The 26,394-nt window shown below is 27.8% G+C and carries 21 protein-coding genes and 1 pseudogene; 10 read left to right on the top strand and 12 right to left on the bottom strand.

The genetic code is table 11. The features are described from left to right. Positions 1 to 2 precede the first annotated feature (2 nt). Both BPP43_RS00245 and ftsZ read right to left on the bottom strand, forming a co-directional pair. Entirely contained in the window at positions 3 to 1,898 is a 1,896-nt protein-coding gene (locus BPP43_RS00245) for a tetratricopeptide repeat protein (protein ID WP_015273824.1), read from the bottom strand. A 13-nt stretch (positions 1,899 to 1,911) separates the two neighbouring features. Next, a complete protein-coding gene (gene ftsZ, locus BPP43_RS00240; RefSeq protein WP_015273823.1) occupies positions 1,912 to 3,708 on the bottom strand; it encodes a cell division protein FtsZ in 1,797 nt (598 codons plus the stop codon). Positions 3,709 to 3,891: 183 nt separating this feature from the next. Between ftsZ and mtaB the strand changes: the two are divergent. After that, positions 3,892 to 5,138 (top strand): annotated as a pseudogene (gene mtaB, locus BPP43_RS00235) (tRNA (N(6)-L-threonylcarbamoyladenosine(37)-C(2))-methylthiotransferase MtaB). An 18-nt stretch (positions 5,139 to 5,156) separates the two neighbouring features. Here the strand turns inward: mtaB and BPP43_RS00230 are convergent. The 10 genes from BPP43_RS00230 to ileS form a co-directional block, all read right to left on the bottom strand. After that, complete coding sequence (locus BPP43_RS00230; protein WP_013243506.1) at positions 5,157 to 5,963, bottom strand: TP0443 family flagellar-associated protein; 807 nt, start codon at positions 5,961 to 5,963, stop codon at positions 5,157 to 5,159. A gap of 35 nt (positions 5,964 to 5,998) precedes the next feature. Beyond that, entirely contained in the window at positions 5,999 to 8,398 is a 2,400-nt protein-coding gene (locus tag BPP43_RS00225; protein ID WP_015273821.1) for a GAF domain-containing sensor histidine kinase, read from the bottom strand. 6 nt (positions 8,399 to 8,404) lie between these two features. Further along, on the bottom strand, positions 8,405 to 9,763 hold the full coding sequence (locus BPP43_RS00220) for an alpha-amylase family glycosyl hydrolase (protein WP_041752797.1): 1,359 nt from the start codon (positions 9,761 to 9,763) through the stop codon (positions 8,405 to 8,407). 326 nt (positions 9,764 to 10,089) lie between these two features. Beyond that, positions 10,090 to 10,281, bottom strand: coding sequence for a hypothetical protein (locus BPP43_RS00215; RefSeq protein WP_015273819.1), 192 nt, complete (start codon positions 10,279 to 10,281; stop codon positions 10,090 to 10,092). Continuing rightward, positions 10,202 to 11,833, bottom strand: coding sequence for an RNA-directed DNA polymerase (locus BPP43_RS00210; protein WP_015273818.1), 1,632 nt, complete (start codon positions 11,831 to 11,833; stop codon positions 10,202 to 10,204). Before BPP43_RS00210 ends, BPP43_RS00215 begins: the two co-directional genes overlap by 80 nt. Beyond that, on the bottom strand, positions 11,833 to 14,871 hold the full coding sequence (locus tag BPP43_RS00205) for an Eco57I restriction-modification methylase domain-containing protein (RefSeq protein ID WP_015273817.1): 3,039 nt from the start codon (positions 14,869 to 14,871) through the stop codon (positions 11,833 to 11,835). Before BPP43_RS00205 ends, BPP43_RS00210 begins: the two co-directional genes overlap by 1 nt. 143 nt (positions 14,872 to 15,014) lie before the next feature. Then, positions 15,015 to 15,980, bottom strand: coding sequence for a hypothetical protein (locus tag BPP43_RS11465; RefSeq protein ID WP_015273816.1), 966 nt, complete (start codon positions 15,978 to 15,980; stop codon positions 15,015 to 15,017). A gap of 19 nt (positions 15,981 to 15,999) precedes the next feature. Next, the gene (locus BPP43_RS00195) at positions 16,000 to 16,332 is read right to left on the bottom strand and encodes a PadR family transcriptional regulator (RefSeq protein ID WP_015273815.1); all 333 of its coding nucleotides are present in this window, start codon (positions 16,330 to 16,332) and stop codon (positions 16,000 to 16,002) included. 280 nt (positions 16,333 to 16,612) lie between these two features. Beyond that, positions 16,613 to 16,888, bottom strand: a complete 276-nt coding sequence (locus tag BPP43_RS00190) for a hypothetical protein (protein WP_115600138.1) — start codon at positions 16,886 to 16,888, stop codon at positions 16,613 to 16,615. 171 nt (positions 16,889 to 17,059) lie between these two features. Continuing rightward, the gene (gene ileS / locus BPP43_RS00185) at positions 17,060 to 19,825 is read right to left on the bottom strand and encodes an isoleucine--tRNA ligase (protein ID WP_015273813.1); all 2,766 of its coding nucleotides are present in this window, start codon (positions 19,823 to 19,825) and stop codon (positions 17,060 to 17,062) included. A gap of 271 nt (positions 19,826 to 20,096) precedes the next feature. Between ileS and BPP43_RS11760 the strand changes: the two genes are divergently transcribed. The 9 genes from BPP43_RS11760 to atpF all read left to right on the top strand — a co-directional run bounded on the left by BPP43_RS11760 (position 20,097) and on the right by atpF (position 26,372). After that, positions 20,097 to 20,288 carry a hypothetical protein gene (locus BPP43_RS11760; RefSeq protein WP_252832336.1) on the top strand — a complete coding sequence of 64 codons (192 nt, stop codon included), beginning with the start codon at positions 20,097 to 20,099 and terminating at the stop codon, positions 20,286 to 20,288. Positions 20,289 to 20,290: 2 nt separating this feature from the next. Further along, a complete protein-coding gene (gene nusB / locus BPP43_RS11755) occupies positions 20,291 to 20,620 on the top strand; it encodes a transcription antitermination factor NusB (protein ID WP_252832433.1) in 330 nt (109 codons plus the stop codon). After that, the gene (locus BPP43_RS11750) at positions 20,592 to 20,822 is read left to right on the top strand and encodes a hypothetical protein (protein ID WP_015273812.1); all 231 of its coding nucleotides are present in this window, start codon (positions 20,592 to 20,594) and stop codon (positions 20,820 to 20,822) included. The genes nusB and BPP43_RS11750 overlap by 29 nt, the downstream gene beginning before the upstream one ends. Before the next feature lie 116 nt (positions 20,823 to 20,938). Further along, entirely contained in the window at positions 20,939 to 22,483 is a 1,545-nt protein-coding gene (locus BPP43_RS00175) for a tetratricopeptide repeat protein (protein ID WP_015273811.1), read from the top strand. A 63-nt stretch (positions 22,484 to 22,546) separates the two neighbouring features. Then, on the top strand, positions 22,547 to 24,091 hold the full coding sequence (locus BPP43_RS00170; protein WP_015273810.1) for a bifunctional metallophosphatase/5'-nucleotidase: 1,545 nt from the start codon (positions 22,547 to 22,549) through the stop codon (positions 24,089 to 24,091). 156 nt (positions 24,092 to 24,247) lie between these two features. After that, positions 24,248 to 24,583: an STAS domain-containing protein gene (locus BPP43_RS00165; protein WP_013243518.1), complete on the top strand. Its 336-nt coding sequence runs from the start codon at positions 24,248 to 24,250 to the stop codon at positions 24,581 to 24,583. Positions 24,584 to 24,686: 103 nt separating this feature from the next. Further along, positions 24,687 to 25,559 carry a F0F1 ATP synthase subunit A gene (atpB, locus tag BPP43_RS00160; protein ID WP_373271299.1) on the top strand — a complete coding sequence of 291 codons (873 nt, stop codon included), beginning with the start codon at positions 24,687 to 24,689 and terminating at the stop codon, positions 25,557 to 25,559. A gap of 42 nt (positions 25,560 to 25,601) precedes the next feature. Next, positions 25,602 to 25,823: an ATP synthase F0 subunit C gene (atpE, locus tag BPP43_RS00155; protein ID WP_013243520.1), complete on the top strand. Its 222-nt coding sequence runs from the start codon at positions 25,602 to 25,604 to the stop codon at positions 25,821 to 25,823. A 48-nt stretch (positions 25,824 to 25,871) separates the two neighbouring features. Next, complete coding sequence (atpF, locus tag BPP43_RS00150) at positions 25,872 to 26,372, top strand: F0F1 ATP synthase subunit B (RefSeq protein WP_013243521.1); 501 nt, start codon at positions 25,872 to 25,874, stop codon at positions 26,370 to 26,372. Positions 26,373 to 26,394: the final 22 nt, after the last annotated feature.

The following is a 26,394-nucleotide window of genomic DNA, read 5'->3' as shown; positions in this document are numbered from 1 at the left end:
TATTAATTAACAGCAGCAATATTTGTATTTACTGTATTAGTAACATAAGGAACTGTTATTTGATTTATATTAAGTTTGCTTAAAGCTCTATTATCTATAAGTTTAATTAAAGATACATTCTCATCAACTGTTATTACTTTAGCCATACCAATACTTTCTGCATTAGTCATATTTAACTCTGCTTTAGTTGTGTTATATATCATCATATTCATATTATTGCTTAAGCCTTGAAGTTTGCCGGCATTAATATATATATTGTCATTATGTATTTTAATTATTTTAGAATAGAAAGGCACTGTATTATTAATAACATTTCCAGCCATAACAGCAGCAGTCATCATTTTATCTCTGCCTCTAGTAGTGATAGTAAAATTAGTAACAACTCTCTCTGTATTAACATCTACTAAGTCAAGCATTAAAGTAATATTGTCATATCCGCTAAATGTAGAGCCTCTTAAATAATAATCAGCATTTCTTCTTTTTAATTCTTGATATAAATCTCTCTCAGAATAATAAGTATTATAAATATCTACAACATTAAATCTGCCGTATTGAGGAAGAACGTATGATAATGTTTGATATAATGCAGTATTTAAAAACATTGGGCTGTCTTTTTGTATATTAATAGTATCAGCTATAGCAACTGTAAAACCCGGTCTTTCTACATTATACTGATTATCTATTCCCCAAGTTCTAGATATTATATTTTTATCTAATTTTCTTTTATAACTATCATATTTATAAACAATAGATTTATTAGTAGGATTAACATTCTTAGCAATCTCTAATTCTTCTAAAGCCTTTTCCTCTAACCCCATTCTTTTATAAACATCAGAAAGCATAAGTCTTGCATAAGTATTAGCAGGATTTAATTTTAACATATGTTTTAAATATGCTTGAGAGCGAACTTTATCAGCAAGTCTTGTATAGTAAGAAGCCTTATTAGCATAATATAAAGCAGCTCTGTCTCTCTCATAATCAGCTTGAGGATTAGTATTAAATAAAACTCTCTCATAAGCTAATCTGCCAAGCTCATCTTCTGGTTTTACTCTTAAATAATTTATATAAGCATTTTTAGCACTAGGAAAATTATTAGCCTTCTCATAAACATTGCCTATATAATAATTTTTAGTATCATCTCTAAAACTTGACTCCGGTAAATATTCCAATATAGCTATAGCATCATTATATCTGTCTAAAGCCATATAAACATTTGCCTGTAATATTTTAGCATCATTATAATTTGTATAATAATACAAAGCATTTTTTATTTCATTTAAAGACGCATTATAATTTCCAGTTATATAATAATAATTAGCCAAGTTATAATAAGACTCAGCCATTCTAGGGTTGTTTTTTACATTAAGATTAAATAAATCTAAAGCAGCATTTCTATCACCATTAGCAAGCTTTAAATATGCAAGTGCTATAGGAGATTCACTTCTAGTTCTGTTTATTATCATAGCCCTTTCATATAAGCTCATAGCAGTTTTATAATAGCCTACTCTTTCGCTTAATACACCTTCAGCATAATTAGCAAGATAATTTTTACTGTCTAATGCTTTAATTTGGTTAATTGTAGTTCTTGCTTCATTGTTTTTATTATTTAAAAGTTCTATAGTTAATTTTCTTTCCAAAACTCTATAATCTTTAGAATGATATCTATAAGCATCATCTATAAGAGTTTGTGCCATGGTATAATTTTGAAGTTTTATATAATTATCTATAAGCAAAAGATATTCATTGATATTACTAGGTTTAATATTTAGAGAATTTAGCACAGAGATAGATGCTTCATAATTTCTATTGTTATAGAGATTTAAAGCATCATCATAACTCTGTGCCAAAGCACTGCATACTGTTAAAACAAATAAACAAAAAATTTTATATATATTCAATGCTGCAACCCTTTTATCTATTAATATTTCTCACCTGCAATTGTCTTCTAAGAAATGCTGGTTTTTCATAATCAGTATCCACACTCTCATCAGCAAACGGCAATTTAGCTCCCAAATTATTATGTTTTTGCATCTCCTCTTCAGGCATAATCTCAAAAGGAGATATAGCTTTTCTCTCTGTATTAACTTCATCTTCTAATACACTGTTAAGCTCTACTGCTGCCATAGGTCTATAATCTTTAGCTTCCTCTTTACTACTCATTTTACTATGCTCTAACTCTTCTTCATACTCCGCAGCAACATCATCATCTCTCAATATGTTATCGCTAGATAAATTAATATCTAAATTATTTGATTTTAATTCATTCTCAAGATTTAATCTGCTAAAACCGCTTTTTACTATTACAGGTTTTTTCATCTCTTCTATTTTATTTTTAAAGTTGATAACATATTTATTGTTTGAAATATCATTATTATTTTCTATTTCTTCTTCTATATTATTGTCTGATTTTTTTATGTTTTTTATATAATTACCTATAATAGCGTCCATTTTGCTGCTTTTTATCTCGTCTAGATTTTCTCTATTTACTTCTATATCAACATTAGCTTTTTCTTCAATATCAACAACATCAGCAACATCAACAACAAAATCGCTTTTTTGAGTTTCTTGAATATTATTAGAATTATTTTCTATATTAGTATTTTTTACTTCATTAGAAACATCATTTACTTTATCATCTTTTATAGTATTAGATTCTTTATCTTCTATTTTTTTATCATCACTATTATTAGAGTTATTATCAAAACCAGTAGCAACTATTGTAACAATAATTTCATCTTTAATATCTTCTTTAGTACAAACACCAATTTTGATATTAGCATTTTCATTAGCATAGTTATTGATAATCTTGCTTGCCTCTCTATATTCTTTCATACCAAAATCTTTAGGACAAACAATATTAGCAAGTATTCCTCTAGCGTTTTTAATACTAGCAACATCTAAAAGCGGATTTTCAAATGCATTAGTAATAGCCTTATGAAGTCTATCATCACCTTTACCAACACCAATACCCAAATGAGCCCTTCCATTAGAAAGAGAAATCATAGTTTTTACATCGGCAAAGTCCACATTTATAAATCCAACCTGAGTAATTATATCAGAAATACCCTGAACACCCTGACGTAGTATATCATCAACAACAGCCAAAGCCTCTTCATATTTATAATTATCCATATCAACCATATCATAAAGGTTTTCATTAGGTATAATGATAAGAGAGTCTACTACTGTAAGCATTTTTTCTATACCAGCCTCAGCACGCTCCATTTTAAGTCTGCCTTCATACTCAAAAGGTTTAGTTACAACACCAATAGTTAAAGCACCAGCCTTTTTAGCAGCCTCTGCAACAACAGGACTAGCACCAGTACCAGTACCGCCTCCAAAACTGCTTGCAATAAATACCAAATTAGCACCGCTTACAATCTCTTCTATTTTAGCAACATCTTCTCTAGCAGCTTCAGCACCCTTCTCTGGGTCTGTACCTGCACCTAAACCTTGTGTAACTCTGTCGCCTAAAACTATTCTAGTAGGAGCATTAGAACGAGATAGTGCCTGTGCATCGGTATTCATAGCTATGAAATCTACATTTTCTAATCCTTCAGCTATCATTCTGTTTATAGCATTACAGCCGCCGTTACCGACACCTATAACTTTGATTACTGTGTCTAATGATGAGAGATTATTATAAGAATTCATTGCCATGCTCCCTTTGGAATTTTCATCTAATTCTATACGATACTTACTATCCATATATACTCCACTGAATATAATTTAATATAAAGATATTATCGGCATTTTACTAAACATAATTATATTAACATAATTAAAATTTTCTGCAAGTAGTAAAAATAAAAAAATATGTTATTATATAATTTGTTATTATTTATAAACAAAAAATAAATATAGTTTTTTTATTAATAAAGAGAGAAATAAATGAATATACACATACACACATTCGGATGCAGACTTAATCAATACGAAAGCGAAAAGATAGCCTACGAATTAAAAAACATGGGAGCAAATATCACAACACTAAAAGAAGCAGATGCTATAGCAATCAATACATGCACTGTAACAAATGACAGCGATAAAAAATTAGTGTCCTACTTAGAAAAATTGGAAGATATAGAACAAAAAAAATATTTTTAATAGGCTGTTATGTTTCAAAAAAAGGCTTTACTACAGAAAATAAAAATATTATCACAATTAATAATGACCATAAAGAAGAAGCAGCACAAATTATATTTAATACTATACAAAAAGATACAAACAAAGAAATAAAATCTCCAATATTTTTCCCGCAGGAGCAAAGCAGAGCATATTTAAAAATACAAGATGGGTGTGAAGTATTTTGCAGTTATTGTATAGTCTCAAGAGTACGCGGCAAACATAAAAGCCTTGAGCCAAATAAAATATATGAAGCTATAAAAATTGCTAATGATTATAATTATAAAGAAATAGTATTAACAGGTCTTAATTTAGGCTCTTACAACTTTAACAACGAAATAAAATTTGCTGATATACTAAAAAACATATTAGAACATTCTTCTAAATACGGCATTAGAATAAGGCTTTCATCTGTTGAGCCAATTTATTTTGACGATGAGCTTATAAACCTTTTTAAAAATAAAGATGTATTATGCCCTCATGCTCATATTCCTTTACAATCTGGAAGCAACAAAATATTAAAATTAATGAACAGAAGATATACAAGAGAAGAATATTTAACTTCCATAGAAAAGCTATATAAAGTTAATCCCAATATGGCAATAAGCACAGATGTAATGGTGGGCTTTCCAGAAGAAGAAAATGATGATTTTAATGATACATACAATTTATGCGAAAAATCAAAGTTTATAAAAATGCATGTGTTTAGATATTCAGACAGAGAAAATACACCATCATCAAAAATGCAAAATAAAATAGGATATAGAAGAAAATTAAAAAGAGCAAAACTTTTAAATGAATTAAACAACAAAATGAAAGATAATTATTATAATAATGCTTTAGGTAGAAAATTAGATGTTATTGTTGAAGAGGTTTTGGAGAATAATTATTATATAGGCACAAGCGGCGAATATTTAAAAGTAAAGTTTAAAAGTGATAAAACTCTAAATAAAAAAGAGCTTATAACTGTAAAATCTTTAAAATATGAAGATGATATTATAATAGCAGAGTAAAAAGAATATAAAAAATATTTAAGATGACATTTTCTTAATGTCGTCGTCCATTTTCTTTTTCCAAAGGTCATAAATCTTTTTCTGTGATTCTGCCTCTTCTGTTTCATTGAGATATACATTTATTCTTCTTAAAGCAGCCATTAAATTTAGAGCTATTTTCATATCGTCTAATCTTCTCTCTTTTAATTCATATTTTGTTCTATGCTGTTCTGCTGCTGCCGATAACAAAGACTTTGATAATCTCATAAGTTTCACCCTGTAAATATATCCTTCAACATCTGGGCTTAACTCTTTTATATAATTTTTGAAATCTATTATATTTTTTGATATTAAAGCAAAACGCCATTCTATCTCATAAAAATTTTGAAGCCATTTTGAGTTTTCACCATAACAGTACTTAAAAAAGTCTATAACATACCCAAAAGAACATATAAACTTATATCTCCATTCATCATTAAGCTTATCTTTTAAGTATTCATGTATATTTTCATTTAATGAAAGCGAATCATCAGAATGATTTCCTAAAGCCTCTTCAAGCAAAATAATAGCCTTGTTAATATATCTTCTTCCATCATTAAGCTGATTTTCTGACCTTACATCTATAGAATCTATTGCCACATAACAAGAAGTTGCTATTAAAGAAGAAGCATTAATATATAAAACTGCTAAATCTATTTTTTTATATGATGCCAATAGTTCATCATCAATAGTAGATATTTCTTTTTCTAATTTATTTAACTTAGACTCTACAACAGAAAGCAAATCTTTATATTTGTTTTGTCTTCTAATACATTCAGCCTTAGCTACTTCACTTATCTTTGCCATAAACTTACTCCAATACTATTATCGGAATACATTTATTAATTATTTAAAACCTCAGGAACTGTAATAGTAAAACTAGTAGCTTCAAATGGATTATTAATACTTTTTACATTCATGCTTCCGCCATGTGCTTCTACTATTCTTTTGGATATAGCCAAACCAATACCAACACCATGACTTTTTGTAGTAAAAAACGGCTTAAAAATATTCTCCATTACTTCATCTGAAATATAAGAATTAGTATTTTCTACTATTATATCTATCATTGAATCATTATATAAATTATTGCTAAACAATACGCTTATAATTGCATATTTTTCATTTGATATAGCATCTATCGCATTAACAACCAAATTAAATATAACCTCATTCATTCTATCATAATCCCAGTATACAGTATCTTTTTTACAGAAATTATGAGCATAAAATTTTATATCTTTGTTGCTCTTTTTTATATATTCTTTGGATATGATAGTAATATATTTAATAATATCTTCTATTTTGATTTTTTCTGTTTCTAGATTAATACTCTTAGCAAATGATAGGTTCTTTCTAATATAATTTTCTAAATTCTCAACCTCATCAGCTATAATCTGAGCATATTTCTTAATATTTTCATCAGTACTTACTCTTACAAGCCTATTAGCAAATCCCGCAATAGGTACAATGAAGTTCCTCAAATTATGTGCCATAGAAGAGCTCATCTCTCCTATAATAGCTAAACTCTTCATATCAAATAAAGTCTTTTGTGCAGTCTTTAAAGCACTATTATTCTTTTCAAGTTCATTATAAAGATATGAATACCCTAAAGCAACAGCAGCCTGCCTTCCAAACATTTTTAAATAATCTAAGTCATCATTAGGTATAGGTTTATTATTAAAAGGATTATCAACTAATATCATACCTATACATTTAGTAGCGTTCATTATTGGTATAATAGCAAAAGGATAATTACCAAATAAATCTGTATATTGCCTTAACTGTTCAACTCTATTATCTTCATTTATATTAGTAATATTAATAGTATCATGAGTATTGAAAACCTCAAAAAACAATTCGCAATTTTCATTATTAGGTATAACTGTATTAATAAATTGCTGATTCAAATCCCAAGAAGCTTTAATACTATTCATATTAAAAGAAAGCATTATCTTCTCTCTTAAAGCATACTTATCAATATTTTTCATATCATTCCATATATAAGCAGCCTCTTCTCCGTCTTTAGGAGCTATACACATACGCCCCCTAAATACATTAAAGCCCTCATCATAAAGAAAAGCAAATGCCCTATTAAAAGCAAAAACATCTCCTATCGTTGTAATAGTTAATAATAAAAATAATATATCCTCTGTCTTTGAACGCTCTACTAAAATATTACTCATATCATATAACGTATTTAAACGTGCCATATGACGCATATTTTTTTCATTAGCTTTGCTCAATTCTACTATGTTAAAATATTCTGATACCCTACTTGAAATGTTTAATAAAAGAGGCTTTAATAATCCAGCATCTTCATTGTCAAAATCACCTAATGGATTAACAGCATCTGGAATTCTATCTATTACTACAATATAAACATCAAAACCCTCTCTAATCATAACCCTATTAAACAACACAGACCTATTAATAATACCTACAAATCTTTCTGCACATTCTGTCTTTGCTATATTATTAATAAAACATTTATCGTCTTTTATACAATTAGATATATGATTTTCTTTCTCAAAAATAGTACAATCAAAATTATCATCAAAACCATATTTAGATATAGTTTCAAATCTAGTATTATTATCATAGCTAAACATCATAAATGCTTTGCGTGAACTGAATATATTTGCTATATCTTCTGAAATGCCTTTTAGATTAGAATCAAATTTGTCTATATCGCTTAATTTTATATAAAGCTCTCTAAGTAATTTTAATTGTTTATCTTTCTCTTTATATGTAACATTCTGTAAAACATTATTGGCATATACTGCAAAATGACCTATTATATTAAGTAAATCTTCTAATATAGTTTTATAATACTCTCTTTTATCCTCTTTATTTCTAAAAGCAATTAAACCTAAAGGATTATTATGCAAATAAATAGGCAAAACCATTAGTGAAGAATAATCATTAAAAACTTCAAACTCACTAATATTCATATTATTGCCGACATATCTCTTTTGCTTATATAAAACCTCTTCTATTCTATTTTTTGCTATAGGGAAATCAACTTTACAAACATAATACCTGTCAATGCCGTATACTCCCCTAAGTATTACATAATCCCCTTTAGAAAAATAAACCTCTCCGCAATCAAATCCATAAAAAGTACAAACCTGTTCCAAAAAAAAATCTACAACCCTATCTATCTCATAGGTGTTTTCCATATAAAGAAGCCCCATAGATAAGTCTCTAAAAAAAGTTTCTATAGATTTATGTTCTGACATAACAAATTAACCTTCTAAATTATAACTAATAGTTTTTACCACTTTAAATATCTTTAATTGATAAGGCAAAAACTCCACTACGCCGCTTTCAAAATTATTTACTCTATTATTAAATGATATATCTTCTATTATATTGTATTTATCTATTTCTAAAGTTTCTTTATCTTCACTTGTGTTAATTACTATTAAAACAACATCTTTTTCATCTAGGCTATATTTATAAAAACGCTTTAGAGGATTTTTTTTCTCTTCTTCTTCATTATCATTATTTATATTATTTTCTTCTTGTGAGTTTTCTAGTTTCTTTTTAAGCTCCTCTATTAGCTTCTTCTCCTGCAAATCAATAGACACTATTTTACCGCAATTAGCAAGTATATCATTATTTTTTATGTAATTACCAATATCTTTTATAAACTCGCTTAAATCATAGCTAATATTCTCAAACTCATTACCTTTTACAACATCGCATCTATTATAAAAGCCGTATTCATCGCCCAAAGTTATCATCCACATATCGCAAACTATAGCAGTAAACAAAAATCTCTGCATAACTTGCCATATATTACCGTTATATTCATTAATAAGTCTCAAAGTATCATGATTACTAGGGAAAGCTATCTGTTTAGATTTTTCTCTAGCCAAATCATACTGCTCTATAAACCATTCAGACTCATAATCCCACCACTTTGCACTGCTTGCCACATAATCAAATCCAGCCTCAATCAAAGACAATGTATCTTCCATAGAACAGCCTAAACTCTCAGCAAAAAACACAGTATCTTTTTTCTTAGTTTTAGCAATGCCAATAAGATATATCCACAAATCTTTATTAACCTTGTAAGCAGCATCACATCTAAACCCGTCAAAACCTAAACTCAAATTATGAAGTATTAACTCTTTCCAATAGCTCCAAATAGAATTATCACCATCTTCAGGCTTTTCATTGTTGAAGCTAGCCAAATCGCCCCATTCAATCCACACACCATTATCCCAAGCACCAGGGGATTTTAATTTACCTTCATCATCTAACAAATACCATTCAAAATGCTCATCAACTAATACACTATCCTTCGAAGAATGATTGATAACTAAATCTATCATAACCTTAATATTATTTTTTTTACAATATTTCAAAAAATCTTTTAATTCTTTTTCAGCAATATTAGCCTCAGCACTTGAAAAGAAGTTTTCATTATATTTGTAATAATCTTTCGCAGCGTACAAACTACCGCTAAAGCCAGGATATGTAATAGGGTTTATATAAATCCATTCAAAACCCATGTATTTAATTCTATCAATATGCTTATACCAGTTGGAGATGTGCCCCAAAAGAGGAGGAAATAGATTGTAAATAGAAGTATTCATGTATATATTATATAAAATTAATACAAAAATACAACTAATAATTATTATTATTAAAGAAAAAAGGAGGCTTTTTGCTTATGTACAATCGTAGGTATTCGCCACTACTAGCTGTAGCACCACTCCGCAGTATTCGCCACTACTAGCTGTAGCACCACTCCGCAGTATTCGCCATACGGGCTTTCCGCACGGCATAGTTTAATATTGTAGAATATGTAACAGTGTGCGGTTCATTATCGCATATTAGAGTAGCATAAGTTTTCGTCAATAGACTATCTAACATAAATTAAATAAAGAACTCAATTAACAATTAATAATTCAATTATTTTTTATTTTATTTTCTTACCAAAAATTGTAACATAATTATATATAAAATCATCGTAATTGGTATCTTTATATATAATTAATCTATCATCTTTATAATCAAATATTGGTTTTTCATTATCTATATATTGTATAAATGGGTCTGTTTTTAATATTTTTTCTAATTCTTTTTCTTTTTGAGTTAATTCTTCTTCCATTAATTTTACTTTTTTCTTCTATTAACTTTTCTTTTAACTCTATTAATTCATCTTTTTTATTTTCAAATTCTTTTTTATTTTCTAATTCTCCTTTACTTTCTAACTCTTTTATTGTATTCTCAAATTCTTTTATTGTCTTCCCAAATTCTTTTATTGTCTGTTCCAATCCTTCTTTTTGTTTTTTTAGTTCTTCCTTTTTTATATTTAACTCCTCATTTATTTCCAATATAATATTATGTTTTTTAGCAAAATAGTATACCCATATAAATCTAAATATGTCTACTTTTTTATTTATAATTATATGATAGTACATTTTATTAATAAATTGTTTTATAAAATTATTAAATTCTTCTGATTTATCATGTAATATTAATAATTCTATAATAGAAAGTAATTGTGGTAAAATTCTTGGAGAATAATCTACTAATAACGATAATAAATTAATTACTTTAATTTTATTCATAAGGGCAAATTTACTAAATATTACATTTCCTTTTTTATCAATAAGACTATCAAAGAATTTAGATAACATAGCTGTACCGGGATATTTTTCTTCTATTTCTATTAAATAATTATAAGCATCTTGAAATTTACTCATAGTTATTTTATTTGATAATACACAATTCGTATTATATTCTTTTTTCCACTTTCTTTCTAAACCTGCAGGCATTTTATAAATATTAGTTTTTTCTTTATTAACCCATAAATTATATTTTTGTAATTCTCTTTCTAATATTTCTAATATATATTCAGCATCTTCTTTTGTATTAACCAAAAATCTATAATCGTCTTTATATCTTATTGAAATAAAATCCATTTTTTTTATTTCTTCATTTTCAGAAAATGATTTATCAACTCCTGCTAAAACAATTTCGGCTATTATATCAGATACAACGGGACCTATAGGTATACCATTAGTCTGTTTATGATTAGCTTTTTGAAACAACATATCTAATTTATTAGGTAAAGCACTTTTATCTTTTCTATTTTCATAAGCTTTTTCTCTATCACCATATAAAGCCCAAGCTATACTATGCGTATATATAGAATGATAAAATTTAGATATATCTGTTATCAAAATATATTTATAATTATAGCTATCGTAAGCTATCTTTTCTTCTAAAGTTAAAAAATTATAAATCATAGTTTTAGACTTTTTGAAATCTATCTTATTTTTATTTGTAATAGTAATTGGAAAACTATAAGAATATACTTTTAAATTATCATTATATATATGGTTTATTATTTTAACCCAATTATTAACAATTTCATCAACAATCTGACAATATATATCTGGGTGAATTAGAGAAAATATTCTCTTTGCAGTTTCTGTATGTCTTACTTCAATATTTAGTAAATCATAATGGTCTATGTTTTCGGTATTAGAATTCAAATTATTTTCGTTATACTTTAATACATTAAATATTGGAGGATATGTATATCTTTCCCCATAATATCCATTATAAAAAAGATAATTATAAATATCTTTTTTTTCCAATTTTAATAATTTTGATTTTTTATCAAAAAATTCTTTTTTGGCATTAGATTCCATTATTCACCCTCAATAATCTTTATTTCCTCATCGTTCAAATTATATAACTTGTACACTAAAGCATCAATCTGCTTGTCAACAGCATTTATTTGCCTGTTGAGCATAGTAATAGAATTAGGATTTTTTTCAGAAGATAATTTTTTATTAAGCTCCATAATATTATCAACGAGTTTAATTAAATTTTCTTCTGTATTTTTATCAATATCTGGAATAGGAAAATCATTTATATATTGAGGTTTAAATCTTGTTGTATTGCCTCTTAATATAGTACCTGTTTTTTTAACATAATAAGTAAATAACTTACTATTAAAAATTCCCATATAAACATTGATGTTATATATAGCTTTTTCATTAAATACAATACTGTAAATTGTAGTTGTATGATACAAATTTTTATCATCAATAACAGCCTGCATTCTCATATTAATATCAGGAAAAGAAATTTTCTTATGCTCAAATTCATTAAGATTTTTAGGATATATATATGCATAAAATTTTTCATTTCGCATTTTACCATTTTCTCTATTTTCTAATGCTTTTTTATTCTCTTTTAAATATTCCCAAGCCTTTGGAAACTGTTCCTTTATTTCTTTTTGAGAATATAATACTGCAGAATCAGATACTAATTTATATGGAAATATAACCCATTTAGTATTTATAGGTGTACAATATCTTTTAATATCTTTACCAAATAAAAATGGTTTTATAAATCCTCTTTCTATCTCAATTTCTCTATCTAATGATTTAGAATAAGTTTTAACAATTCCGTTATTTTCTTCTCCTCCATGTAAAACATAAATAATGTCAGAACTAGTTTGAAGTCCAACAAAAATTTTACGAGATATGTCTTTTAAAACTGTTTTATAATTTTTTAACTTTTCTATTATAGATAAAGTATTATTACTATAGAAATTCCAATTATCTTTTGTTATTATACTAATAGGAAAAGTTTCAAAAGTAGCGTCAATCAATTTTTCTTTTACATCTACATTTTCATCAAATCTCAATAATTTAAAATTATCTTGTTCTTCATTAGATAAAAATAATAAACAAGTATATGTAGTAGCATTATCAAATATTTGGTTTTCTCCAAAATATACAACTTTTTTTAATGCCTTCTTATTAGATATTATTTCTCTTAAATTCTCTCCCATATCTACTTTAAAAAATTTATGCGGCAAAATATAGCCCATTTCACCTGTAGGCTTTAATAACTCAAAAGCTTTTTCAACAAAACATAAATAAATATCTATATTACCGCTGCTTGCACTTTTATAAGTTTGTTTTAATGTTTCAACAGATAAAGGACTTGACTCCATCATAGTTTGAATTTTTACATACGGAGGATTGCCAATAACTACATCAAAGCCGCCGCCTTTAAAAATGCTTTTAAACTCTTCCTCCCAATCAAAGCAGTTTATTTTATATAAAGTGGCATCGTCCAAATCTAAATGGCTCTCGTAAAAATCATTACCTATCAAGCTGTTACCGCACTTGATATTGTTATCCAAACTTGGAAGGATTTTCTCATTAAGTAAAGAACCTTGCCCGTATTCATTAACATTGAAAGAATCTTCAAAACTTTTTAATAAAAGTGATAATTTCGCTACCTCTACCGCATTGCTGTCTATGTCTACACCAAATATGTTATTAATTAGTATCTGCTTACGTACCCATAATGCTAAATTACCGCTCTCGTCTATTATCTCATATCTTGAACCCATATATTTCTTTGTCTTATTCTTCAAAAAATATTCCTTATGATAATTTAGCAAATATTTATACGCCCCAAGTAAAAAACTTCCGCTGCCGCAAGCTGGGTCCAATATCTTTATATTTACTATCTCATCGGGTGTCTTACCCTTTATAGCCTCCCCTACCGTATTCGCTACTATGTAATCTACTATATACTCAGGCGTATAATAAACTCCTCCCGCCTTGCGTACCTCAGGCTTTAATTCTATAACCGCCTTGTGATTCTTATCTATACTAATAGTCTTGCCCAAAAACTGCTCATAAGCATTACCTATTATCTCAACTGGTATCACTGAAAACTGATAAGGATTCTTAGGTGTATAAAGCTCATCTATAATATCTTTTATTGTTTTATCATCTATATTTAAATTTCTTACTATCGCATCTTCATCAAATAACCCCGAATTATATTTCTCATTAGCCCTATCAAAAATATAATTCAAATTCTCATAATAACTATTCTCCCCATTAAAACCGTAATTTTTAAAATCATCTTCATTTTTATTTTTAGGATTAGCCAAAGCAAGAAGCCCATAATTCTCAACATTCCTATCCTCAGCCACCCTCAAAAATATAATCCTGTCAATAATCTGCTGCACCGCATAATTTATATCTTTCTCGCTCATCTCCCTATTAAGCTTACTTATCACAACAGCCAATTTCGTCCTAAGCTCATCTAAAGTGCTAAGAAAATGCACATCAACTGTCTCGCTCCCCTTTCTATTGCATAAGTTCTCAGAATAAGCATCTAAAGAACCATTAGCAACATTATCTCTTTCAAATAAATCATATATATAATCAAAAACACCCTCTTTCAAATAATCTTCATAAGTAAAATACTTTATTCTAGCCGCCTCAGTCCTATCATTTTCTTTCGGACGCACAGTACAGTCATAAACGGCAAACTCCTCAAAATCCGTCAAAATACTCACACCAAGTTTTGCACTCCAAGCATAAGACCTCAATTGAAATGCAGGCCTACTGTCATTTTTTATATCAACTTTAGTATCTTTCGCCTCCACAAAAAATACTCTCTTCCCCTTAAAATAAAAGCCATAATCAGGAAATTTAGTCTTCCCTTTCACCTTCACTATATCCTCATGTATAACTTCCCTTTTACCTTTTTCATTACCAACATCCCACCCCAAAGCCTCAAAAAACTTATCAATATAATACCTTCTAGTCTCCGTTTCATTTTTACTTTTTATACCATTTTGAAAATTATCCACCAAATGCAAAATAACATCATAAGCTTTCTGTTTAGCTGAATTATAATTCGCCATAAACACCTCATTTTCACAATACTTTTTATATAGTATATAAAATTTTACTTAAATATTCAATAATAATAAAAAGGACAGTCAGCAAATACTAACTATCCTCTCATATCTTCTACATTTTTATTTAGTTATATAAATATACAAATTTAACAGTTACGCCTAAATTTTAATATTTTATCAATACTATCTAAAACCAATGCTAATAATATCATAAAAAAACAAAAAATTTGAAAATTATTAAATATAGATAAAATCAAATTATTGCTTGCATTTTTTATCAAAGAATCAATAAATACTTCATTTATTAAATTATAATTAAAAAACCATACAAAAGAAACAACGGCAGAAAATATATTAATAGCTATAAATAATATTGTGTTTCTAATATTATAACTATTATCAACTATCTTTATTATCTCTCTAAATATTAATAAAACAATAAAAAATACAGCAAATAAATATGATGATTTTATAATATCAGTATTAAATAAATTTATAAACTTACCATCTATATTAAAACTAAATATACTTGGAGATAAAATAAATAAACTTAAAAATATAACAGCAAATAATATTGATAATAAAGAAAAATATTTATTTGTTTTTATATTATTATTTGGAAGTTTTGGTAATTTATCAAAATCAATATCATTGTTTAAAAAATCAATATTAAACTTATACATAAAAATAAATATTAAAGTAACAAAAGAAAAAGATAATATAGCAGCAAATATTATATCACTAATAAATTTTGATATACTCTGATTTCCAATATTAACTATATAAGACAATACTATTCCAAAGATAGTGCATGTTAAAACAATCTTTAATATATCTTTATAATAATTATAATAAGGCTGACCTATTAAGCATTTATCTGAAGAATTATCATATTTTTGATAAAGTTGATTAGGGCTTCCCAATTCCATTAAAACGATTTTTGCATCTTTTAAAGTTATTTCTTTATCATTATATCTTTCTTCTATTGTATCATAAATTAATGTCTTTAATTCATCAGCAACATCATTTCTAATTTTTGAAGACATTTTCTTTGTAACAGCATAAATATATCTTTCTATTAAATCATTTACATCTTTACTAAGTTCTTTCATAATTTTTCCTTTAATTTAATTATTTTTCAAGAATTTTGTTTATGGCATTAGAATACTCTCTCCAATGTTCTTTAGATTTTTCTAATACTTTCAAACCATCTTTTGTTATTAAATAATATTTTCTGGGTTTTTCTTCATTTGTTTTCCACTCACTTTTTAAAAGCCCCTGATTTTCCAATCTTCTTAAAAGCGGGTATAAAGTATTAGACTCTATTGTTATCCCATTTTCTTTTAACTTATTTATTAAGCTGTATCCATATTCTTCATTTTTTAGCTGGCTTAATACAACCATTATTAAAGTTCCCCTCCTTAATTCTTGCACCAAACTAGAAATTAAATCATCATTATTCAAGCAGACCTCCTTATTAGTTATTACGCTATAGTGTGTTATACACAGTATAGTACATCATATACATAGAATTGTCAAGTAGAAAGATAATTATTTTTTAATATTTTAATAGAATAATGATTATTAAAACAAAAAAGTATAGCTAGCAAATACTAACTATACCATTATATTTACATTATAATAAAATATTTATTACTTATATATAAATTTAACAGTTTATTTTAAATTTTAATAATCAATAAAAGAATTGATAATAAATAATTTTCATCATACAAAAATATATTTACTGATTAAGTCTAAGCAAATCCATTTCTTCTACATTCATAGGTGATTGGTTATAAATATGATTACATTCTTTGCACAAAGGTACTATGTATATTGTATCATGTGAATAATTAGGATAAACATGAGCTCCAACTTCAGCATCATTATTACATAGCAGATTAGAACACTTTTGAAATTTTTTCCCTTTTTTATATTCCCAATATTCTTTCCAAGTATTATAACCATTTGGAGGATTTTCGTTTGAAGTTCCTATTTTATTATATACTGTCATCATTATAACTCCTTTTTAATTCTTAAATTATAATAATATAATAATTTATTTAAACCTCTTATAGTTCCATTTTACTGCTATCAATAATTAATATTATATTTTAACAAATTTATAAATAAAAAAAGGCAGCCATTACAGCCGCCCTTTTATAATATCTAAATATTAATTATTTTTTTATTTTACTGCCTCAGCACATCTAGTACATAACTCTTTATGCTCACTTCCTACACTGTCATAATGTCCCCAACAGCGTACGCATTTTTCATGACTAGCTTTCTCTGTCTTAACAAAAGAAACGGCGCCTTCTATAAATGTGTCATCTTTGCTATCAGAAAGTGTTACTTTACTTACGATGAAGATTTCGTTTAAATATTTTTCGTATTTAGCAAGCAAGTCTTTAGTTGATGATTCTTTAGTGCATATTGTGATATAAGCCTCTAAAGATTTTCCGATTGTGCTGTTATCTCTAGCTCTTTCAAGTGATAATAATACATCATCGCGTACTTTAAGAATTGAAGCCCACTCGCTTTCTAACTCTAAATCAATTAAACTCTCATCAGCTTTAGGATATAACTCTAAATGTACAGAAGAAGCATTTTCACCTTTGTAGTACCCCCAAACCTCATCGGTTGTGAAAGGAAGTACTGGAGCTATTAATTTTACTAATACATCTAATATCTCAACAAGTACAGTCTGAGCACTTCTTCTTGAGAGAGAATCTTTTCTATCACAGTATAATCTATCTTTTATAATGTCAAAGTAAGTAGCAGAAAGCTCAACAACACAGTAATTTATAAGTCTTTGATAGAATAAATGGAACTCATAACCATCACAAGCCTTATCAGCAACTTTTATAAAACTATGAAGTCTTGATAAAGCATATCTGTCTACAGGAAGTAAATCTTTAACTTCAACCTTTTCTTTGCTGTAATCAAAATCAGAAATATTGCCTAACAAATATCTGAAAGTGTTTCTTATTTTTCTGTAGTTGTCAGCAATAGCCTTCATCATGTTATCACCAACACGTGCATTGTGAGTGAAGTCTTCGCTTATACACCAAAGTCTTAATATATCAGCACCATATTTGTCAATAACTTCTAAAGGTGAAACAACATTACCCGCACTTTTATGCATAGCTCTGCCCTGCTCGTCTAAAGTCCAACCATGAGTTACAAGCTCTTTGTATGGAGGTATTCCTCTTATAGCCATAGAAGGCCAAATTGCAGCTTGGAACCAACCTCTGTATTGGTCGCCTCCCTCTAAATATATATCAACAGGGAAAACTCCGTCCAAATCTTTGTTAGTTTTCTGTGCTGCAAAAGATGATACACCAGAATCAAACCAAACGTCCAAAATATCTTGCTCTTTATCAAAATCACAGCTTCCGCATTCACATTTAGTGCCTTCAGGAAGTAAATCTTTAGCCTCTAATTCAAACCAAACGTCCATTCCTTTAGTTTTTACTATTTCAGCAAAATGTCTTGTAGATTCAGCAGTAAGTAAAGTTTTTCCGCAGTTTTTACAATAGAATGCAGGTATAGGAACTCCCCAAGAACGCTGTCTTGATAAACACCAGTCAGGGCGATTTTCAAGCATTTTTTTCATTCTGTCATGTCCCCAAGCTGGATACCATTTAATATTATCTAAAGATTTAACTGTTCTTTCATCTATATTATCATGAGTCATATTCATAAACCACTGAGAAGTAGCTCTGAATATTAATGGATTTTTACATCTCCAACAAATAGGATAACTGTGAGTAACTTTCTCTTTATGGTATAATGAACCGTTATTTTCAAGTATTTCTACCACTTTAGGGTTAGCATCTCTTACTTTCATGCCCTGCATTTCTGGAAACTCGCTTGTATATCTTCCAGCTTTATCAACCGGACAATATATTTCAAGCCCATAATTCATACCTGTCTGATAGTCTTCCATACCATGACCAGGAGCAGTATGAACAACACCTGTACCAGCAGTAGCCTCAACATAATCAGCAAATACAACAGCAGACTTTCTGTCTTTTATAAATGGGTGTGCTATTTCAAGTTTTTCAATCTCTTCTATAGATATAGGAATAATGTCTCTTCCCTCTGCTTTCATTTCTTTCTTAGATAAAACTGTATCAACCAAAGAAGTTGTCATTATCGCATATCTTCCATCTATTTCAACAGCAACATACTCTAAATCTCTATTGAAAGCACAAGCCATATTTGAAGGCAATGTCCAAGGAGTAGTAGTCCATATCATAACATCAACATTGCCGTTTAATTTATCATTTATTTTATTTAATACAGGAAATCTTACATACACACTTGTAGAAGTATGGTTTTCATCATATTCTATCTCAGCAGCAGCCAATGCAGTTTCACACTCCATACACCAGTGAATAGTTCTAAGTCCTTTATATATGTAGCCTTTCTCTACTAACTGTGCAAATACTTCAACTATTTCAGATTCATATTCAGGAGACATTGTAAGATAAGGATTTTCCCAATCTCCCATTACTCCAAGTCTTTTAAACTCTTTTCTTTGAATATCAATATATTTTTGAGCATAAGCACGGCATTTTTTTCTCATTATAAATTTAGAAGTTTCTTTATATTTATCTCCTAAACTTTCTTGAACCTTTAATTCTATAGGCATACCATGACAATCCCAACCAGGAACATAAGGAGAATCAAACCCCTTAGCAGATTTATATCTTACAATAATATCTTTAATAATTTTATTTAATGATGTTCCAATATGAATGTCTCCATTCGCATAAGGCGGTCCATCATGTAAAATACATTTAGGAGCACCTTTTCTTAATTCTCTAAGTTGTTGATAAAGTTTTTCATCTTCCCATTTTTTTATTATTTTGGGCTCTTTTTCCTTTAAACCAGCTTTCATAGGAAAAGCGGTTTTAGGCAAATTGATAGTAGAACTATAATCCATCTTATTTTTGCTCCATTTTTTTATTTTCTTTAATATTTTTTGAATATACAAAGATATTCAATTTTATATTAGAAGCTAATTTTTTACAAGTTTTTATTTTATCTTAATATTTTTTATTTTAAATTAATAAAAATAAAAACTATTAATTTGCACTACTAATTTTATGAATATTTATTAATATTTATATATATAAAATATTATTTGCTATTATTTTTTAAGCATATCATTGCCGAAAATAATAACAGAAAATTAATTTTTTGCTGGGATATGTATGTCTGAAGAAATAAACAATAACGAAGAAGTAAATACTGAAGCACCTAAAAAAGCTATCAAGAAAAAAGTAATTGTAAAATCTAAAGAGAAAATAAAAGATTTAGATTTATCAAAATATGGAACAAGAAGACAGGCTAGAATATATGCTGTTATGGCTTTGTATTCGTATGAGATAAATGAAAAAAAGTAAATATAAATGAGCTATTTAATTTTGAATATGATGACAAAAAAGCTGCTAATAACAGTTTTACAAAAGAGCTTGTTGAAGGCACTATAAATAATTTACAAAAAATCGACAGTATTATAGAAAAATATTCTAAAAACTGGAACATTTCAAGAATACAATATGTAGATAAATCTATAATAAGAATGTCTATATATTCACTTATATATTTAAAAGATATACCAAAGTCTGTAATAATAGATGAGGCTGTAGAAATAGCTAAAATATTTGGTGATAAAGATTCTTATAAATTTGTTAATGGGATTTTAGATGCAATACAAGAAGAAGATATACAATAAAAAAATTGAAAAAAAATTTCAAAGTATACGAATCTTTGTATTTATATTATCTATAGGAGCATTGGGCTTAATATCTATAATATCTTTAAATGTAGCTATTAATCAAGGCAAAATAAGATTAAACCCAAGAATAGTAGATGAATATACTTTAGCACAAGAATATTATAGAAAAAAGATTATAATAAAGCAAAATCAATATTAAAAAAAGAAATAGCAACAACTATAGACCCAAAAAAAGAATATGAAGCTAATATTTTATTAGGAAAAATATACAATGATACAGAAAATTATGAGGAAGCTTTAAAAATATTTAGTTCTGTGAGCAATTCTTTGTATTTTGATGAAGAGTTGAAGCATAATATAGGAATAACATATTTAAATATGGAGATGTATGATGATGCTTTGGTAACATTTGAAGAGGCATTATCTATTAATTCAAACTATGTGCCTACTCTGCTTACTATTGGTAAATTTTATATGGATAGGGATTTACCGCGTTTAGCTAAGGGGTATTATGAAAGAGTATTAAAACTAGAAGAAAATGATGAGGCTATGTTTAATGTTGGTATAATAGCCCTAAACGAAGGAATGCAAAGTTTAGCTTATGATACTTTAAGTAAGCTAGTGAGAAAGAGCAATAATGAATATGCTGATATGGCTGCTAATGTGCTTGGCGATATATATGTTATAGCTGGAGATACTGACAGTGCCATAGAAATGTATTTAAAAAGTTTAGCTAATTCAAAGACACAAGTAGAGTCTGTAAAGAGATTAGTAAAGGTATATGAACAAGTTGAAGACTATGACTCTATTAAAAAGGTTTATGAACAGATATTATATCAAAATCCTAATGATATTAATACAATTATAGCTTTGGGTAATTTATATGAAGAAGAAAATGATTATGATAAGGCTATAAAGTATTATTATAGATTATCAAAAATAAAAAATTATACAAATGCTTATGAGGCTATAGGTTTACTTGCCAATGCCTACTATAAAGGAAGCAAATTAGATGAAGCTGAAGATAATTATAAAAAAATAATCATGCTAGATAAAAAAGATGATTTATATAAAACAGCTTTAGAGAGACTTGGAGATATCACTTATAGACAAAAGTCTTTTACTGCTTCACTAAAATATTATAAAGAAATATATACAATAGAAACAAATAATGCAATATTCAAACCAAGATTAGGCGAATTAGAATTATATTACGGCAACTCAGACAGAGGAATTAAATTACTTGAAAACTCAATAAAAGAATCTATAGGAAACGCTTTTCCTAGCAGAACTTTGGCTATATATTATGAAAGTATAGGTAATTATAATGAAGCTTTAAATTATTATAATTACACATTATCAAAATACCCTAATGACAGAGAAAGCTTATATAGGGCTGGAATGCTATATTACAGAAACAGAGAATATAAAAAAGCAAATGAATCTCTATTGGCAGCGGCTAATGATGAAAACAACAATACTTTTATAAGAGAAACAGCTTGGAAAACATTGGCTACTATGATGGAAGAGATTCGTTCATATAATGAAGCAAACTCATATTATAGACAGCTTGTAGAAATGTCTCCTAAAGTAGAAAACTATATGCTTTATGGTAATTATTGTTATAGAAGACTTCAATATAATGATGCTATATATGCTTATAGTGAGGCTTTAAGTATGGCAGAAGAGAAAAAAGAAATGTTTGATATAAACTTGGCTTTGGGTAAATGTTATTTCAGATTAAATGAATTGGATAATGCAGAAGAAAGCTATAGAAATGCTTTAAGCTATAATGGAGGAGACTACCAGGCAAAAGAGGGTTTAAGACAGGTACTAAACAAAAAAAATAATTTATATTAATAATTGACAATAATCATTAGTAAAATATACTATATTATATATAAAATATTGGAGTTTATATATATGAAAAAAATTAGCATTATTTTACTAATGATTTTTTTTGCTTTATCATCATGCAATAATAACACAGCAAAAAAATCTACAAACAGCGGTGAATTAACTATTATACATATGAATGATACACATGGAAGAGATGAAGAAGAAATGATAGTTAATAAAGAAGTAACCCCACCAGAAACTAATTATATGTATGGAGCTGCAAGAAGAGCTTCATATATAAAAGATGTAGAAAAAACAAATAATAATGTTTTAATTCTTCATGCAGGAGACACTATCACAGGAAGCGTTTATTCTACAGTATTTATGGGAAGAGATGAAGTTGATATTATGAATATGATAGGAGTTGATGCTGCTGCTATTGGAAACCATTTTGTAGATTATGGACTTGATAATTTTACAGCAATAATGAAAGAGAGGAAATTCCCTACTCTATCTATAAATATAAAAAATAAAGAAGACAATAGTTATTATGCTTTACCATATATAGTTACAAATGTAAATGGACTTAATGTAGCTATAATAGGAATTACAACAACAGATTCTGTTTATAATCCTAAATATGTTGAAGGTTTAGTATTTGAAAAAGAGATAGATTCATTAAAAAGTTTCTTAAAGTCTACACCTCTTAATACAACAAACGATATTACAATACTTTTAAGCCATGTAGGTTATGAGGGCGATAAAAAAATAGCAGAAGCCTTCCCTAAAACTTTTGATGTAATAGTTGGAGGACATAGCCACACTGTATTAGAAGAGGCAGACATTGTAAACGGCACGCCTATAGTACAGGCTGGATATTATGGAAGATATTTAGGACAAATAGATTTATCTGTAAATAGCGGAAAAATAGAAAAATTTAATTATAAACTCATACCTATGGACGGTAATATAGAACAAGATGCTGATATGCTTGCATTTATTGATGAGATGAAAGGCACTGTGGATAAAGAGTTTAATGTAAGAATAGGAACTTTGCCTGTAGAACTTCTACATGACGGAATAAGGTCTAATTCTATGGCTATAGGAAACTTTGCTTGCGATTTGGTATTAGATTCTTATGATAATTTGGATATGGTATTGATGAACTCTGGCGGACTTAGAACTCCATTAAAAAAAGGCGATATAACATTGGGTAATATACAAAATGAGTTTTTCCCATTTGATAATGAGGTTGTATTAGTAACATTAACAGGAAAAGATGTTATTGAAATGCTAAAAATATCTGGACAAAAGAGAGGTGCTGGTGCTTTTCTACAGTTATCTAGAGGAATGGAAGTAAAATATAATGCTAATGGAGAATTATTATCTGCTGCTTTAGATGGTGAAAATATTGATGAAACAAAAGATTACACTGTTGCTTTATCTAGTTTTGTATTTTTGGGAGGAGACGGTTATCAAGACAGTGAAGGAAAAGCTATAGGAGAAAAGGGCAAAAATATAGTTATGACTGGCAATGATATGCGTGATGCTATGATAGCAAAAATTAAAGAGCTTAATAATATACCAGAAAGCTATATAGATAATAATCCTAGAGTAATATTTGAATAAAATAATTTAGTATTTAATTTTTTAAGAGAGTCTGTTTTTTTATAAATCAGGCTCTTTATTTTTTATATGGTGCTTTTTAAAATATTGTTGTAAAAAATTGGCATATATGTTAATTTTTATATATATAATTTTATATAATTTTATTGGAGTAAAAAAATGGAGATAAGTGTCGAAGAATTAGAAAATAATACTTCTGTAATAAAATTAGTGGGAGATATTGATGTTTATACTTCTTCAGATTTAAAAGATGCTATAAACTCTCAAATAGACTTCGGAGCAAAAAGAATAATTATAGATATGGAAGATGTATATTATATAGACAGCAGCGGAATAGGAGTTTTTGTATTTGCAATAGGCTCTTTTAAAAGGGTAAATGGTAAAATAGGTATAGTAAAAATCACAGAAAATGTAAGAAAGGTTTTTGAATTAACTAAAATAATAAGCTTCTTTCCTATTTTTATGACTGTATCTGATGCTATAGAAAAGTTGTAAAATAATTCTTGATTTTTTATTTAATAGTTATACAATTAATATCAAATTATATTAAAGAAAAGAACTTATGAATAGATTAATTTTTATTAGAAATGTTTTTATAATGTTTTTAATTTGCTTCAGTGTTTTTTCAAATACTAAAGTGTTTGCTGCCGAAAGTATTAATGACTATATTATGGAAGAGATTGGAGATAATACAGAACACCCTTTCTTCTCTATACCTATAAAATTAGGACATTATATAGATTTCGACTTTAAAATAACAAAACATATTATTTTAGTTACAATAGCAGGTATTTTATCAATACTTAGCATGAAATATTTGGCTCATAAATTAAAAAGACCATTTAACAAGCCAACATATTTACAAAACCTATTAGAAATTATAATAGACTATATGAATAAAGATGTTATAGGGGCCGCTTTGGGTGAAGAAGGCAAAAAATATGTACCTTTCTGCTTAACTGTATTTTTATTCGTATTATTCTCTAACCTTCTAGGACTTTTACCTGCACTAATAAAACTTCCTACAGAAGATGGACATTATGCTTATTTGGCAGGCGGTTTAGGAGCTAATATTGGTTTTACCGGTGCTGTTGCTTTATTAGTATTTATTGTCTATATATTCGCAGGAATAAGGAAAAAAGGAATAATAAAATACTGGGTAAAATTAGTACCAAAAGGTCTCCCAATACCTTTAATACCTATAATATGGGTTTTAGAGTTTATTACTTTGTTTAATAGAGCATTTGCTTTAACTATTCGTTTATTTGCGAACATCACAGGCGGACACATAATGATGATAGTAATACCTTATCTTATCATTATGTCTGGAAGTTTATTGGTATCGCCTTTTGCAGTATTATTCTTAAGTTTTATATATGTACTTGAGATGTTTGTTGCTGTTTTACAAGCTTATATATTCTCATTGTTATCGGCGGTTTATATACAGATTGCCATTAGCGATGAGCATTAATTATAAATTAAATTATATTTTTTAATAAAAAGGAGTAAAAAAATGGAATTTGCTATAATAGGAGCTACTATAGGAGCAGGACTTGCAGCTATTGGAGTTGGTTTGGGTATAGGTTTTATAGGTTCAAGAGCAGTTGAGGGTATTGCTAGACAGCCTGAGGCTTCTGGTAAGATACAAACAGCTATGCTTATTTCTGCTGCTTTAATAGAAGGTGTTGGTTTATTTGCTTTGGTTATATGTATTTTAGCTTTATTTACCAAATAACATTTAATAATACTGATTATAATAAAAGATAAATGGGGGTAAATACCTATGGCACTTTTAAAAATAGATCCGGGTATTATTATATGGACTTGGATAACATTTTTACTAGTTCTTGCTGTGCTTGGAGCTTCTACTTGGAAGATTATTCTTAAAGGCTTGAATGCACGTGCAGATAAGATACAAGAGGACTTGGAAGAGGCAGAAAAAACTAGGGAAAATGCTAAGAAATCTTTGGCTGCATATAGAGAGCAGATTGACAATGCTAAAGCAGAGGCTAGTTCTATAATAGAAAATGCTAGGATTGAGGCTAATAGGGTTAGAGATAAGATTATTGGCAATGCTCGTGAAGAGGCTGAATCTCATAGAAATAAAATACTCTCTGAAATTGATAGAGCTAAAGATGAAGCTATGGGAAATGTAAGAAAACAGGCTGTGGATATTGCCGTTGTTATGGCTGAAACTATATTAAAAAGAAATATAGATAAAAATGATAATCAGGCTTTGATAAATGAGTTTGTGAATAATTTTGAAAAAGATAACAATAAATAAAAAATATGTATCTCTATAAAGA

It is taken from the genome of Brachyspira pilosicoli P43/6/78 (assembly GCF_000325665.1).
GTDB lineage: Bacteria > Spirochaetota > Brachyspiria > Brachyspirales > Brachyspiraceae > Brachyspira > Brachyspira pilosicoli.
Note: the sequence above shows the minus strand (reverse complement) of the source record. Positions and strands in the feature narration are given on the sequence as shown.

What these genes read in the sequence shown, in the direction of transcription:
- ftsZ (WP_015273823.1), bottom strand. Translation starts at nt 3,708, where the DNA reads ATGGATAGTAAGTATCGTATAGAATTAGATGAAAATTCCAAAGGGAGC.
- BPP43_RS00230 (WP_013243506.1), bottom strand. Translation starts at nt 5,963, where the DNA reads ATGGCAAAGATAAGTGAAGTAGCTAAGGCTGAATGTATTAGAAGACAA.
- BPP43_RS00225 (WP_015273821.1), bottom strand. Translation starts at nt 8,398, where the DNA reads ATGTCAGAACATAAATCTATAGAAACTTTTTTTAGAGACTTATCTATG.
- BPP43_RS00220 (WP_041752797.1), bottom strand. Translation starts at nt 9,763, where the DNA reads ATGAATACTTCTATTTACAATCTATTTCCTCCTCTTTTGGGGCACATC.
- BPP43_RS00215 (WP_015273819.1), bottom strand. Translation starts at nt 10,281, where the DNA reads ATGGAAGAAGAATTAACTCAAAAAGAAAAAGAATTAGAAAAAATATTA.
- BPP43_RS00210 (WP_015273818.1), bottom strand. Translation starts at nt 11,833, where the DNA reads ATGGAATCTAATGCCAAAAAAGAATTTTTTGATAAAAAATCAAAATTA.
- BPP43_RS00205 (WP_015273817.1), bottom strand. Translation starts at nt 14,871, where the DNA reads ATGGCGAATTATAATTCAGCTAAACAGAAAGCTTATGATGTTATTTTG.
- BPP43_RS11465 (WP_015273816.1), bottom strand. Translation starts at nt 15,980, where the DNA reads ATGAAAGAACTTAGTAAAGATGTAAATGATTTAATAGAAAGATATATT.
- BPP43_RS00190 (WP_115600138.1), bottom strand. Translation starts at nt 16,888, where the DNA reads ATGATGACAGTATATAATAAAATAGGAACTTCAAACGAAAATCCTCCA.
- ileS (WP_015273813.1), bottom strand. Translation starts at nt 19,825, where the DNA reads ATGGATTATAGTTCTACTATCAATTTGCCTAAAACCGCTTTTCCTATG.
- BPP43_RS11760 (WP_252832336.1), top strand. Translation starts at nt 20,097, where the DNA reads ATGTCTGAAGAAATAAACAATAACGAAGAAGTAAATACTGAAGCACCT.
- BPP43_RS11750 (WP_015273812.1), top strand. Translation starts at nt 20,592, where the DNA reads ATGCAATACAAGAAGAAGATATACAATAAAAAAATTGAAAAAAAATTT.
- BPP43_RS00170 (WP_015273810.1), top strand. Translation starts at nt 22,547, where the DNA reads ATGAAAAAAATTAGCATTATTTTACTAATGATTTTTTTTGCTTTATCA.
- BPP43_RS00165 (WP_013243518.1), top strand. Translation starts at nt 24,248, where the DNA reads ATGGAGATAAGTGTCGAAGAATTAGAAAATAATACTTCTGTAATAAAA.
- atpB (WP_373271299.1), top strand. Translation starts at nt 24,687, where the DNA reads ATGTTTTTAATTTGCTTCAGTGTTTTTTCAAATACTAAAGTGTTTGCT.
- atpE (WP_013243520.1), top strand. Translation starts at nt 25,602, where the DNA reads ATGGAATTTGCTATAATAGGAGCTACTATAGGAGCAGGACTTGCAGCT.
- atpF (WP_013243521.1), top strand. Translation starts at nt 25,872, where the DNA reads ATGGCACTTTTAAAAATAGATCCGGGTATTATTATATGGACTTGGATA.